Here is a 12,180-nt window from a genome sequence, read left to right on the forward strand (position 1 = left end):
GTTAAATATACAATAAAATCAAGCCTGGTCAGGGTGGGCAAAGAGGAAATGTTAATGCTATGGTGAGTCAGCCGAATCTGAACACCTGTAAGGAACCGTGAGATGATCATTTTTGTGACCGGCGCAACTGCTGGCTTTGGACAGAGTATTACCCGTCGTTTTATTGCCGGTGGCCATAAAGTTATCGCCACCGGACGGCGTACTGAACGCCTGCAGGCGCTGAAAGAGGATCTGGGAGAAAATAGCCTCTACACCCTGCAGCTGGATGTGCGCGATCGCAGCGCCATCGAGACGGCCATCGCCAGCCTGCCTGCGCCGTGGCGCGATATCGATGTGCTGGTCAATAACGCTGGTCTGGCGCTGGGCATTGAGCCGGCCCATCAGGCCAGCCTTGATGACTGGGAAGCGATGATCGATACCAATAATAAAGGGCTGGTTTATATGACGCGCGCCCTGTTGCCACAGATGGTAGCGCGCAATAAAGGACATATTATTAATATCGGATCTGTCGCGGGCAGCTGGCCTTACCCGGGTGGCAATGTCTATGGTGCCACTAAAGCTTTTGTGCGTCAGTTCAGCCTGAACCTGCGTACCGATCTGCATGGCACCGCCCTGCGCGTCACCGATATTGAGCCCGGCCTGGTGGGCGGCACCGAATTTTCTCAGGTGCGCTTCAAAGGAGATGAGGATAAGGCCGAAAAAGTGTATGAGGGAACCACCGCGCTGACGGCTGAGGATGTCACCGAAGCGGTACACTGGGTGGCGACGCTGCCCGCCCATGTCAACATCAATACCCTGGAGATGATGCCGGTAAGCCAGACCCTGGCAGGGCTGAAAGTCGATAAAAAAGCATAAGCCGCCAGCAGGCCAGCCGCCGCGCTGGCCTGTTACGCTTTTCCCCAGCCCAGCACAATGATTAACATCCCGCTAAAGGCGATAAATGCTCCTGCCCAGTCCCAGGCGCTTAGCTTCACGCCATCCACCACACGCAGCCACAGCAGTGCGGTGAGCACATAGACCCCGCCGTAAGCGGCATAGACACGACCGCTGGCGGCAGGATGCAGGGTTAACAGCCAGACAAACAGCGCCAGACTGGCCGCTGCGGGGAGCAAAAGCCAGGCCGAAGCACCCTTCTTCAGCCACAGCCAGGGTAAAAAGCAACCCAGAATTTCAGCCAGCGCCGTCAGGAAAAACAGCAGTGTCGTTTTAATCAGCATATCATCTCCTTTTGGCAGAAAAACAACCGCGGGCGCCTCTGGTGGCGGCGGAAACGGCGATGATATACTGCTGCTGTCTGACGCGACAGCCGTTCTTCTGGCTGTGTCATCCTTAAAGGGAAAATATGATGAAAAAGCTGAGCCTCAATCTCTGCCTGACCCTGCTGCTTTCCGGCAGCGCGCTGCTGGCTTCTCCTCTGACGCTGGCGAATACCGAACGCCTGATCATTGATAATGGCAACAACGCGCGCAGCAATGAAGAAGCGCGTCAGAGCAAAGAGCAATGGAATGACACGCGCATGCTGCGAAACAAGGTCAACAGCCGCGTTGAAAAAGAGTTCGATAAAGCGGACCGCGCTTTTGATAGCCGCGACGCCTGTGAAAAGAGCTATAACCTGAACGCGTACTGGGAACCGGAAACCCTGCGCTGCCTGGATCGCCGTACCGGTCGTGCAATAACGCCCTGAAAAGCGTCGCCTGCTATAGTTAACAGAAGCGCATAACATAAGGAAACCGTGATGAAAAAACACACCGGAATGTTACTTACCGCGTTACTGGCGGCTCCTCTGCTGGCGCAGGCTTCCTGTGAAAGCGTCAAAGCGGATATCAGTCGGAAAATTGTTAACAATGGGGTACCTGAGTCGGGCTTTACGCTGGATGTCGTGCCGAACGATCAGGTGGATCAGGCAGGCGGTCAGGTGGTCGGACATTGTGAAAACGATTCCCATAAAATTGTCTATAAGCGACTGAATCGTGACACCGAAGAGACAATTCCCGCCACGGCGGGCAGTTCGCAGGACAGCACCACACAACTCTGACCGACGCTAAGGGCGGAGTTAATCCGCCCTCTTCACGCGCTCCGCAGTTACCCCTGTTCCGGCCGTGCAGGTGGCATCGCCCGCGCTACCCACAGCGACATCAGCGCAATCCCCAGCGCGACAATAAATACCCAGTGCAGTGACAAGGCGATCTGATGCACCATCTGCTGCAGCGTGCCGTCCGGCAACGCCTGACGGCTTTCGGCTGACATAATCTGTTGCACCGGATCTGTGGCCTGCGGCAGGCGTCGGGCCAGATTGAGATTCAGTACGGCCCCCATCAGCGCAGTGCCGATGGCTGAGCCTATCATCCGGCTGAACATAATCGAGGCCGTGCAGATGCCGCGAATTTCATAATGGGCATGATTCTGGACCGACACCAGGAAGGTAGTGCTGGTCATCCCCATGCCAGTGCCAATCACAAATGCGGTGATCCCGGCCTGAATAATGGAGCTCTCCGCCCGTAGCAGCAGCAACAGCGCGCTGCCGGCGATCAACAGCAGTGCGCCGAGCTGGGCGGTAAAACGGTAGGAGGTACGCAGCATCAGACGGCCGCTCAGCGTGCTTGCCAGCGGCCAGCCAATGGACATCATCGCCAGTGCGCTGCCCGCCTGCAGCGGCGTGCCGCCGGTAATACCCTGAATCCAGGTGGGCAGAAAAGCACTGATGCCCATCATCGCCGCACCAATGATCAGATTCCCCGCATTACCCGCCAGAATAATGCGGCTTTGCCAGAGCGCCAGCGGAAACAGCGGCGCCTCAGCGCGCTGTTCGTTACGTTTTAAGCGCAGCGCGGCCAGCCCTGCCAGCAGCAGGAACAGAATCAGCCAGTAGCCCAGAATTTCCGCCTGCAGCAGCGCAATTAACAGTGCGCTGATGCACAGCATCAGCCAGGCGCTGCCGGTAAGGTTCAGCGAAGCGCTCTGTTGCTGTGCCCGGTCCGGCAGCCAGCGCGCCAGCATCAGCATCGACAGCACGCCAATCGGCAGGTTAACCCAAAAAATCACCGACCAGCTGAAGTGTTGCACCAGCCAGGCGCCGGTCAGCGGCCCCACTACCGCCGCCACGCCCCAGACGCTGGAGAGCCAGCCCTGCACGCTGGCGCGCTCCCGGGCGGAATAGATGTCCGCCACAATGGTTGAGGTCAGCGGCATAATCGCCCCAGCTCCCAGCCCCTGAAAGGCGCGGAACAGAATCAGCCAGGTCATGGTGTGCGCAAAGCCGCACAACAGCGAGCCGATCAAAAACAGCGACGCACCCATAAAGAAGACCTTTTTACGGCCCCAGAGATCGGCCAGGCGGCCATACAGCGGTACGCTGACCGCCTGCGTCAGCAAATAGATAGAGAAAACCCAGCCGAAATGAGCAAAGCCGCCCAGCTCGGCCACGATGGTCGGCATCGCCGTCGCGACGATGGTGACTTCAATCGCCGCCATAAACATCGCCAGCATACAGGCAATGAGGATCCAGTGGCGTTGGCCAGCGTGTAACTGTGCACTCTCTGTCATGTTTATCCTTGTGTTATAGGCAAGGCCGATCGGAAACAGCCAGCACAGAGAAGTGACATTGTCACTTAATCTGCCACAGAAACGGCCTGCCACGCATCATCCCATACTCCGCGGGCTAAAGCGCGATCAGCTGTTTCTGGTTATCCGAATTTGCCGGACAAAACTGGTTACATCTCTTTTCTGCTGCTATAGGTTCAAAGCACTTATCTGCTTTTTTCCGGGGATGGTGCAAAAAATTACTCAATTCATCTGCACTTTAACGCAGAGATGTCACGGGACGGCAGCTAAGTTTAGCGTCTTCTGTTGGACTGTTACTGCCATAACATCACAAAAGAAGATGCAGAAAATGCCTTAAGTCATATCAGGGAGATTCACCTCATGCAAACTTCTGCGCTGGCTAAGCGCGCCGGGCTGGCCCTCCTGTCCATCGTTGTGATTGTGGGGCTGCTGCTCTGGGGTATTGGCCTGGAGACATTTCAGGCGCACAAAGTCGATCTTGTCTATCTCGGTAAACAGCACCTCTATCTGGTTTTCTGGTCGATGTTTTTCGCGCTGCTGGTGGGCATCCCCAGCGGTATCCTGCTCAGTCGTCCTTTTGCCCGCCGCTGGGCGGAATATGTGATGCAGATCTTTAACGTTGGCAACACGCTGCCACCGCTGGCGGTGCTGGCGCTGGCGATGGTGGTGATTGGTATCGGCGACCGCCCGGCCATTATCGCCCTGTTTCTCGCCTCACTACTGCCGGTAGTACGTAACACCTGGTCGGGGCTGCAGGCGGTGCCTGACGCGCTGCTTGAGGCGGCCAACGGTATCGGTATGACCCGCTTCCAGCGTTTGCGTCTGGTCGAGCTGCCCAATGCCATGCCGGTGATCCTCGCCGGTGTCCGTATCGCCACCGCCATCAATGTGGGCACGGCCCCGCTGGCTTTTCTCATCGGCGCGAGCAGCTATGGCGAGCTGATTTTCCCCGGTATCTACCTTAATGATTTCCCGACCCTGATTCTGGGTGCGGCGGCTACGGCGCTGTTCGCCCTGATTCTGGATATGCTGCTGGCGGCATTGGGACGTTACCTCAGCCCGCATACCGCGGCATAATCTTCAGGAGAAAAGGATGACGACAAAAAACCGGATAACGCGCTGGTTAACGCAGGCTGCGCAGGTACTGATGATGACGCTTATGCTGAGTCAGGCCGCCAGCGCCGCCACCCCGATCGTCATGGCAACCAAAAGTTTTACCGAGCAGCATATTCTCTCCGCCATGACGCGGCTCTGGCTGGAGAAGAACGGGTTTCAGGTGATCCCCAAAACCAATATCGCCGCCATCATTGGTCGCAATGCGATGGTGAATAAACAGATCGACATGACCTGGGAGTACACCGGTACTTCACTGATTAACTTCAACCATATTAATAAGCCTATGTCCTCAGAAGAGGCGTACGAAACGGTAAAGAGGCTGGATGCGAAGCTGGGGCTGGTCTGGCTCAATCCCGCGCCGATGAATAACACTTATGCCTTTGCCATGCAGCGCAGTCGGGCGGAAAAAGAGGGTATTACCACCCTGTCGCAGCTGGTGGCGAAAATCGACCAGCTGCGTAAAGATGACCCTGAACACAACTGGAAGCTGGGGCTGGATCTGGAGTTTTCCGGTCGCCCCGATGGCATGAAGCCGCTGCAGAAAACCTACAACCTGACGCTGGACCGTCCGCAGATCCGGCCGATGGATCCGGGCCTGGTTTATAACGCCATTCGTGATGGCTTTGTTGAGGCGGGCCTGATCTATACCACCGATGGCCGGATAAAAGGCTTTGACCTGAAGGTGCTGAAGGATGATAAGCACTTCTTCCCAAGTTACAACGTCACGCCGGTGGTGCGCCAGGAAGTGCTGGAAAGCCATCCGGGACTGGCGGAGGCGCTGAATAAGCTCTCTGCACTGATCACGGATGATGTGATTACCGACCTGAACAAGCGCGTGGACATCGACCATCAGTCACCGCAGCGGGTGGCGCGTGATTTTCTTCTCGCCCAAAAGATGTTGTAAGGAGATACCATGGATACTATTCATTACATCATCGATAACTGGCCTTATCTGCTCACACTCAGCTGGCAGCATGTCTGGCTGGTACTGGTCGCCGTGGGCTGCGCTATCCTGATCGGCGTGCCACTGGGCATTCTGATTGTGCGCGTTAAATGGCTGGCGGCGCCGGTACTTGGCATCGCTACCGTGGTGCTGACCATTCCGACTATTGCGCTGTTCGGCCTGATGATTCCGCTGTTCTCCCTGATTGGTCAGGGCATTGGCGCCGTACCGGCCATTACAGCGGTATTTCTCTATTCGCTGCTGCCGATTGTGCGCAACACCCATACCGCGCTGGAAAATCTGCCATCAGGGCTGCGTGAGGCGGGACGTGGTATCGGCATGACCTTCTGGCAGCGTCTGCGCTGGGTAGAAATCCCGATGGCGCTGCCGGTGATTTTTGGCGGCATTCGCACCGCTGTGGTCATGAACGTGGGCGTGATGGCTATCGCGGCGGTAATTGGCGCCGGCGGCCTGGGTCTGTTGCTGCTGGATGGCATCAGCGGCAGTGATGTCCGTATGTTAGTTGCCGGCGCCCTGATGATCTGCCTGCTGGCTATTATTCTTGACTGGCTGCTGCACCGCCTGCAGTCAGCGCTGACACCCCGAGGGATTCGCTAATGATCAAACTGGAAAATCTGACGAAAACATTCAGCCAGAAACGCGGCAGCGAGGTTAAGGCTGTAGATAATGTCAGCCTTGAGGTGCCGGAAGGCGAAATGTGTGTGCTGCTGGGCCCATCCGGCTGCGGCAAAACCACTACCCTGAAGATGATCAATCGCCTGATCCGCCCGACATCCGGGAAAATTTATATTAACGGTGAGGATACCAGTACCCAGGATAGCGTCACGCTGCGCCGTAGTATCGGTTATGTGATTCAACAGATTGGCCTGTTTCCGAACATGACCATCGAAGAGAACATTACCGTGGTGCCGCGCATGCTGGGATGGGATAAAAAACGCTGCCACGAGCGCGCCAGCGAACTGATGAGCATGATGGCGCTGGATGCGAAAAAGTTTCTGCAGCGCTACCCGCGTGAAATGTCCGGCGGGCAGCAGCAGCGTATTGGCGTTATTCGCGCGCTGGCGGCGGATCCACCGGTGCTGCTGATGGATGAGCCCTTTGGCGCAATAGATCCCATTAACCGTGAGATCATTCAGAACGAGTTTCTTGATATGCAGCGCCAGCTGAAAAAGACCGTGATGCTGGTGAGCCACGATATTGATGAGGCGCTGAAGCTGGGCGACCGTATTGCGGTCTTTGGTCAGGGAAAAATTGTGCAGTGCGCCAGTCCGGATGAGCTGCTGGCAAAACCGGCCAACGACTTTGTCGGCTCCTTTGTCGGTCAGGACCGCACCCTGAAACGTCTGCTGCTGGTACAGGCAGGTGACGTTACCGATCAGCAGCCCACCCTGACCGTGAAACGCACAACCCCGCTGGCGGAAGCCTTTGCGTTGATGGATGAACACGATATGCGCTCGGTCACCGTGGTGGATAATGACGGCAAACCGCTGGGGTTTGTAAAGCGTCGTGAAGCGCGCAATGCCAGCGGCCAGTGCGAAGAGCTGCTCCACACCTTTACCGTTACCGGTAAAGGGGAAGAGAACCTGCGTGTGGTTCTCTCAAAGCTGTATGAACATAACCTGGTATGGATGCCGATTGTGGATGAAGAGGGACGCTACAGCGGCGAGATTTCGCAGGATTATATCGCCAGTTATCTCAGCTCCGGCCGTACCCGCCGTCGTCTCAATCCCTGATGCTGGCTGCTCTCCCGCCCGGGAGAGCAGCTTTATCGCGCTTCAGCGCGTCACCGGCAGATCCAGCAACGAAAGATCAAAATAGTGGCTCAGGTCGCGCTGTTCTGCCCGGGGCAGATAAGGCAACTCGCCGAGCAGAGGCGCATCGATCTTGTTACGCAACACCCGGACGATCTCCTCATAGGGCGCCAGCCCCGGATTGATGCGATTGGCTACCCAGCCAGCCAGCGTCAGCCCGTCATGGATAATCGCCTGCGCGGTGAGTAGCGCGTGGCTGATACATCCCTGTTTAATGCCTGCTACCAGGATCACCGGCAGCTGCTCCTGCACCACCCAGCCGGAAAGCGGCCGCAAATCGTTCATCAGACAGCGCCAGCCACCGGTGCCCTCCACCACCACATTATCGGCCTGTGCGCGCAGCCGCTGCAGTCCGGCGCTCAGGCGACGGTAATTCAGCGCGCTGGCATTGCCGACCGCGATCTCCTCCTCCACCAGGGTGACTGGGTTGATCGCTTCATAAGGCAGCGCGAGGGCGGAAGCCGCCTGCAACAACAATGCATCTTTATTTCGCAGACCAGCTTCTGTCACGACGCAGCCTTTTGCCACCGGTTTATACCCTACAGCACAAAACCCGGCCTGAATAAAACATTGCAGCAATGCACGGGAAACCACGGTTTTCCCTACCGCAGTATCGGTGCCGGTTACAAAAAATGTTTTCACCCTGCTCCTCCTTCAGATGCCCGAATGACGGCGTTGATAACCGGGCAGCGCCCGGAAAGCAAATTCTAAAGGAGAGAAACTGAGCGGGGCTTGCGTTAGCGCAAGGTTAAGGCGAAGTTAACCCTGAAGAAGCTTAACCAGCAGAAATCCGCTGTAAAGCGCATCTTTAATCAGCGCGGCAGCGCAAAGCGTGCCGGGATCGCGAAAATCTGTGGGCTCCAGCACGATTTCCTGACTGTAGGCGGGCAGCGCCTGCTGGCGAATGGTGGTATGCACCGCCGGAAACAGCACTTCTGCCGCCTGGTTAAGCGGTGAACCAATAAGGATATGTTGCGGGTTAAAGATATTAACCATCATCGATAAGATGCGGCCAACATGATGGCCCACGCTGGCGATCACATCACGCGCCAGCTGGTCGCCCGACAGCGCTGCCTGGCACAATGTATCTATCGTAACGGGCTGCTGATGCAGCATACTGCCCGGTTGTACCGGCAGACGTTGCTCTGTCAGCGTCAGCAAGTTTTTGATACTGGCTACCGTTTCCAGACAGCCGTGGTTGCCACAGTAACACTGCTGCCCATAAGGATCGATCTGGGTATGACCCACTTCAACCAGCGCGCGTCCACTCTTGTGCAGCAGCTGGCCGGCACTGATCACCCCGGCGCCCACCGTATCATCAATCACAATCTGAATCACATCCTGGGCACCGCGCGACGCGCCAAACAGCGACTCTGCCAGCGTCCAGGCGGAAATATCATGCTGGACAAACACCGGCAGGCCAGTGCGCTGCTCAAGGGTGTCGCCCAGCGGCATATCCTGTACGTCATAGCCGGGCATACGATGCACCACACCGGAGGCGGCATTAATCAAGCCAGGCAGGGTAATGGCGATAGCCGTCAGGCGCTCCAGCTGGTGCTGATGGCGCACGAAGAAGTTATCTACCTGCTCCACCAGGCGATCCAGCAGCGGCTGTTCCGCCTGCGCAGGCAGTGGCAGCTGATCTTCAGCCAGCGCGCGACTGCTGAGATCGCGTAACGTCAGCGTAATCTGGCCGTGGCGAATGCGAATCGCCAGATAGTGCCAGGCAACGGTGTCCAGCATCAGACCGATAGCGGGCCGCCCACGGCTGCCGGGTTCCTGATACTCCGTTTCCTGTACCAGATGGGCATCAAGCATTTCACGAACGATTTTAGTGATGCTGGCCGGTGCAAGCTGGGCACGTTTCGAGAGTTCAATACGAGAAATCGGGCCATATTGATCGATCAGTCGATAAACAACGCCCGCGTTGGTCTGTTTTATCTGGTCAATATGGCCAGGCTGACTGTCCAGATTCACGCCCTGCTCCATAATATTTTCGTGCTTCAAAATAAACTGGAGCTATGTTGGAGCAGATTTAAAGGTTCCGTTAATAATTTGCCGCGAAATGTGACTCACTGCACATAAAGAGATGAAAGTTAGCAGATTATTCCGTTTCTTTTTCCGCGTTACGTTGTAACAGCGCCATCATATGCTGCATTTGTGCGCTGGGGTCGCGACCTTCAGCCCATACCATCCATACCTCTGACAGTGCATCGGGCTCCGTGAGTGGCAGCCAGACAACGTCATCCATTCGGGCGCGGCGAAATGAGGCGGGCAGAATGGAGACGCCCAGTCCGGTGGCGACCAGCCCCAGTATGGTCATCGCTTCCCCCGCTTCCTGGGTGATGTAAGGCTGAACCTGATAACGGTGCAGCAGAGAGAGAATTTCGCTGTACAACGCCGTACCGCCTTGCGCATCGAAAAACACAAAAGGCTCATTTGCCAGCGCCAGCACTGAGATGCGCCCGGCCTCCGCCTGCGGATGCGCCCGGTGCATCACTGCGCACAACGGTTCGCGCAACAGCAGCTGATAGCGCAAATCGTCCGGCAACGGCGTATTACGCATAATACCCAGATCAAGGCGTCCGTCATGCAGCGGCGCCAGTTGCTGACGCGTATTGATCTCCTGCATCTGAATATGCACCTCAGGCCAGCGCTGGCGAAAATGATAGAGCGCGTCTGATACCTGACCGATAAAGGGTGCCGATGAGGTAAATCCGATGCGCAGCTCGCCCGCGTCCCCACGATGCAGGCGCGCCGCGCGTTCCGCTGCCTGCTCCACCTGCTGCAGAATAGCGCGCGCATCCAGCAAAAACTGGCTGCCAGCGGCAGTCAGCCGCACACTGCGGTTGGTGCGGGAAAACAGCCGTGCCCCCACTTCCTGCTCCAGTTGCTGGATCTGCTGACTCAGCGGCGGCTGGGAAATATTCAGGCGCTGGGCGGCACGGCCGAAATGCAACTCTTCCGCGACCGCCACGAAATAACGCAGGTGACGCAGTTCGATATTCATATGTTAAACGTCTTATTTGAGATTATTAATATATTAGACAACATATGGCACCTTTTTTACAGTAAACCTCATGTTGAATTAACTGAGGATTTTTCCGTGAGCCGCTCTTCCCGGACCGCGCCGCTGCATGACATGGCACCTGTGCACGCGCCGGTCTCTGCCGCTGGACAACGCCCCCTGATCAAACGGGGCTCGCCACTTTTTATGCGTGTTACTCTGGCCTTCTTCTCTGCCGGACTGGCCACCTTTGCGCTGCTTTATTGCGTGCAGCCGCTGTTGCCGGTGCTGTCGCAGCAGTTTGGCGTCTCGCCTGCGGCCAGCAGTTTCGCCCTCTCGCTTTCCACCGGTATGCTGGCGCTGGGCCTGCTGATCACCGGCCCGCTCTCGGATGCGGTGGGACGCAAATCAGTCATGGTGACCGCACTGATGCTGGCGGCCATCTTTACCCTGATTTCGACCACTATGCACAGCTGGCACGGCATACTGATCATGCGTGCGCTGATTGGTCTTGCGCTGAGCGGCGTGGCGGCAGTGGGGATGACCTGGCTGAGCGAAGAGATTCATCCCGGTTTTATCGCCTTTTCTATGGGCCTTTATATCAGCGGCAACGCCATTGGCGGCATGAGCGGACGCTTGCTGAGCGGTGTGCTCACCGATTTTTTCTCCTGGCGTGTCGCCATGGCGACCATCGGCTGCTTCGCGCTGGCATCCGCCCTGATGTTCTGGAAAATCTTGCCCCCCTCACGTCATTTTCGTCCGGCGTCACTGAAGCCGCGCAGTTTACTGATCAACTTTCGTCTGCACTGGCGTGATGCGGGTTTGCCGCTGCTGTTTGCGGAAGGCTTTCTGCTGATGGGGGCTTTCGTTACCCTGTTTAACTATATTGGCTACCGCCTGTTGAGCGCGCCTTACTTTCTCAGCCAGAGCGTTGTGGGGCTGTTATCGCTGGTGTATCTCCTCGGCTCCTGGAGCTCGCCCAAAGCGGGGACGATGACGGTGCGTTTCGGGCGCGGTCCGGTGATCCTCGCCTCAACCGCGATTATGTTGACCGGCCTGGTATTGACCGCATTCAGTACCGTCTGGGCGATTCTGCCGGGAATTATGCTGTTTACCGCCGGTTTTTTCGCCGCCCACTCGGTAGCCAGCGGCTGGATTGGTCCGCGTGCGCGTCGCGCCAAAGGCCAGGCTTCCTCTCTTTATCTGTTCAGCTATTACGTCGGTTCCAGTGTGGCCGGTACAGTGGGGGGCCTTTTCTGGCATAACTTTGGCTGGTGCGGCATTACGCTGTTTATCAGCACACTGCTGATAATGGCGTTGCTGGTTGGCTGGCGTCTGCATCAACGTCAGCTGTAACGGACCGCGCTAACGGAACGAAAAAAGGCGCTACGGTGCCTTTTTGCAGGTTCTCGCTTAGCACGATCGTCGTTAGTTCCACATCAAACCGCGTCGCCCCGCCCACACTACACTCCCACTATCCACTCTTCTTCGCTGTTCAGTCGAGGCGTCAACATGGGCAGCTGGTATTACGTCAATAAAACCTCCGGCTTCAGTAATAACCATATCGTGCATCGGGCAGGCTGCCAGTTTCTTCCCGGTGTGCCGGCGCGCATTTTCCCTGGCACCTTTTACAGTGCCAGCGCCGCCATTCAGCAGGCAAAAAGATTATCCCAACGCGTTGGGCTGCGCGATTTGCTGTGCTATCCCTCCTGATAAACAGT

Annotated in this window: 14 protein-coding genes; 9 read left to right on the forward strand and 5 right to left on the reverse strand. The window is 56.8% G+C overall.

The window, feature by feature from the left end; translation table 11 throughout:
- Positions 1-102 precede the first annotated feature (102 nt).
- Complete coding sequence (gene ydfG / locus E0E17_RS16170; RefSeq protein ID WP_130835020.1) at positions 103-855, forward strand: bifunctional NADP-dependent 3-hydroxy acid dehydrogenase/3-hydroxypropionate dehydrogenase YdfG; 753 nt, start codon at positions 103-105, stop codon at positions 853-855.
- A gap of 32 nt (positions 856-887) precedes the next feature.
- Here ydfG and E0E17_RS16175 read toward each other — a convergent pair whose 3' ends face one another.
- The gene (locus E0E17_RS16175) at positions 888-1,214 is read right to left on the reverse strand and encodes a YnfA family protein (RefSeq protein WP_130835589.1); all 327 of its coding nucleotides are present in this window, start codon (positions 1,212-1,214) and stop codon (positions 888-890) included.
- A gap of 131 nt (positions 1,215-1,345) precedes the next feature.
- Here E0E17_RS16175 and E0E17_RS16180 point away from each other — a divergent pair, with 131 nt between their 5' ends.
- Entirely contained in the window at positions 1,346-1,684 is a 339-nt protein-coding gene (locus E0E17_RS16180; protein WP_130835590.1) for a DUF1283 family protein, read from the forward strand.
- 51 nt (positions 1,685-1,735) lie between these two features.
- A complete protein-coding gene (locus E0E17_RS16185; protein ID WP_130835021.1) occupies positions 1,736-2,035 on the forward strand; it encodes a DUF1161 domain-containing protein in 300 nt (99 codons plus the stop codon).
- Positions 2,036-2,082: 47 nt separating this feature from the next.
- Here the strand turns inward: E0E17_RS16185 and E0E17_RS16190 are convergent, their stop codons facing one another.
- Positions 2,083-3,543: an MDR family MFS transporter gene (locus tag E0E17_RS16190; protein WP_130835022.1), complete on the reverse strand. Its 1,461-nt coding sequence runs from the start codon at positions 3,541-3,543 to the stop codon at positions 2,083-2,085.
- A gap of 378 nt (positions 3,544-3,921) precedes the next feature.
- Between E0E17_RS16190 and E0E17_RS16195 the strand changes: the two genes are divergently transcribed.
- The 4 genes from E0E17_RS16195 (at position 3,922) to osmV (ending at position 7,374) form a co-directional block, all read left to right on the forward strand.
- Positions 3,922-4,638 (forward strand): ABC transporter permease, encoded by a 717-nt coding sequence (locus E0E17_RS16195; protein ID WP_130835023.1) that lies wholly within the window; start codon positions 3,922-3,924, stop codon positions 4,636-4,638.
- A gap of 70 nt (positions 4,639-4,708) precedes the next feature.
- Positions 4,709-5,581, forward strand: coding sequence for a glycine betaine ABC transporter substrate-binding protein (locus E0E17_RS16200; protein WP_237680834.1), 873 nt, complete (start codon positions 4,709-4,711; stop codon positions 5,579-5,581).
- A gap of 9 nt (positions 5,582-5,590) precedes the next feature.
- Positions 5,591-6,238 (forward strand): osmoprotectant ABC transporter permease OsmW, encoded by a 648-nt coding sequence (osmW, locus tag E0E17_RS16205; RefSeq protein WP_130835025.1) that lies wholly within the window; start codon positions 5,591-5,593, stop codon positions 6,236-6,238.
- On the forward strand, positions 6,238-7,374 hold the full coding sequence (gene osmV / locus E0E17_RS16210) for an osmoprotectant ABC transporter ATP-binding protein OsmV (protein ID WP_130835026.1): 1,137 nt from the start codon (positions 6,238-6,240) through the stop codon (positions 7,372-7,374). Before osmW ends, osmV begins: the two co-directional genes overlap by 1 nt.
- 42 nt (positions 7,375-7,416) lie before the next feature.
- Here osmV and bioD read toward each other — a convergent pair whose 3' ends face one another.
- The 3 genes from bioD to E0E17_RS16225 all read right to left on the reverse strand — a co-directional run bounded on the left by bioD (position 7,417) and on the right by E0E17_RS16225 (position 10,462).
- The gene (gene bioD / locus E0E17_RS16215; RefSeq protein WP_130835027.1) at positions 7,417-8,094 is read right to left on the reverse strand and encodes a dethiobiotin synthase; all 678 of its coding nucleotides are present in this window, start codon (positions 8,092-8,094) and stop codon (positions 7,417-7,419) included.
- Positions 8,095-8,211: 117 nt separating this feature from the next.
- The gene (gene mlc, locus E0E17_RS16220) at positions 8,212-9,429 is read right to left on the reverse strand and encodes a sugar metabolism global transcriptional regulator Mlc (protein ID WP_130835028.1); all 1,218 of its coding nucleotides are present in this window, start codon (positions 9,427-9,429) and stop codon (positions 8,212-8,214) included.
- A gap of 127 nt (positions 9,430-9,556) precedes the next feature.
- Positions 9,557-10,462, reverse strand: coding sequence for a LysR family transcriptional regulator (locus E0E17_RS16225; protein WP_130835029.1), 906 nt, complete (start codon positions 10,460-10,462; stop codon positions 9,557-9,559).
- A 96-nt stretch (positions 10,463-10,558) separates the two neighbouring features.
- Between E0E17_RS16225 and E0E17_RS16230 the strand changes: the two genes are divergently transcribed.
- Positions 10,559-11,815, forward strand: coding sequence for an MFS transporter (locus E0E17_RS16230; protein ID WP_439654637.1), 1,257 nt, complete (start codon positions 10,559-10,561; stop codon positions 11,813-11,815).
- Positions 11,816-11,971: 156 nt separating this feature from the next.
- A complete protein-coding gene (locus E0E17_RS16235; protein WP_237680804.1) occupies positions 11,972-12,172 on the forward strand; it encodes a hypothetical protein in 201 nt (66 codons plus the stop codon).
- The last annotated feature ends 8 nt before the right edge of the window (positions 12,173-12,180 follow it).

The organism is [Erwinia] mediterraneensis, from assembly GCF_900604315.1.
GTDB classification, from domain to species: Bacteria; Pseudomonadota; Gammaproteobacteria; order Enterobacterales; family Enterobacteriaceae; genus Pantoea; species Pantoea mediterraneensis_A.

Excerpts from the sequence above, each read along its gene's own strand:
- ydfG (WP_130835020.1), top strand. The coding sequence starts at position 103 with ATGATCATTTTTGTGACCGGCGCAACTGCTGGCTTTGGACAGAGTATT.
- E0E17_RS16180 (WP_130835590.1), top strand. The coding sequence starts at position 1,346 with ATGAAAAAGCTGAGCCTCAATCTCTGCCTGACCCTGCTGCTTTCCGGC.
- E0E17_RS16195 (WP_130835023.1), top strand. The coding sequence starts at position 3,922 with ATGCAAACTTCTGCGCTGGCTAAGCGCGCCGGGCTGGCCCTCCTGTCC.
- E0E17_RS16225 (WP_130835029.1), bottom strand. The coding sequence starts at position 10,462 with ATGAATATCGAACTGCGTCACCTGCGTTATTTCGTGGCGGTCGCGGAA.
- E0E17_RS16190 (WP_130835022.1), bottom strand. The coding sequence starts at position 3,543 with ATGACAGAGAGTGCACAGTTACACGCTGGCCAACGCCACTGGATCCTC.
- osmV (WP_130835026.1), top strand. The coding sequence starts at position 6,238 with ATGATCAAACTGGAAAATCTGACGAAAACATTCAGCCAGAAACGCGGC.
- E0E17_RS16185 (WP_130835021.1), top strand. The coding sequence starts at position 1,736 with ATGAAAAAACACACCGGAATGTTACTTACCGCGTTACTGGCGGCTCCT.
- E0E17_RS16235 (WP_237680804.1), top strand. The coding sequence starts at position 11,972 with ATGGGCAGCTGGTATTACGTCAATAAAACCTCCGGCTTCAGTAATAAC.
- osmW (WP_130835025.1), top strand. The coding sequence starts at position 5,591 with ATGGATACTATTCATTACATCATCGATAACTGGCCTTATCTGCTCACA.
- E0E17_RS16200 (WP_237680834.1), top strand. The coding sequence starts at position 4,709 with ATGATGACGCTTATGCTGAGTCAGGCCGCCAGCGCCGCCACCCCGATC.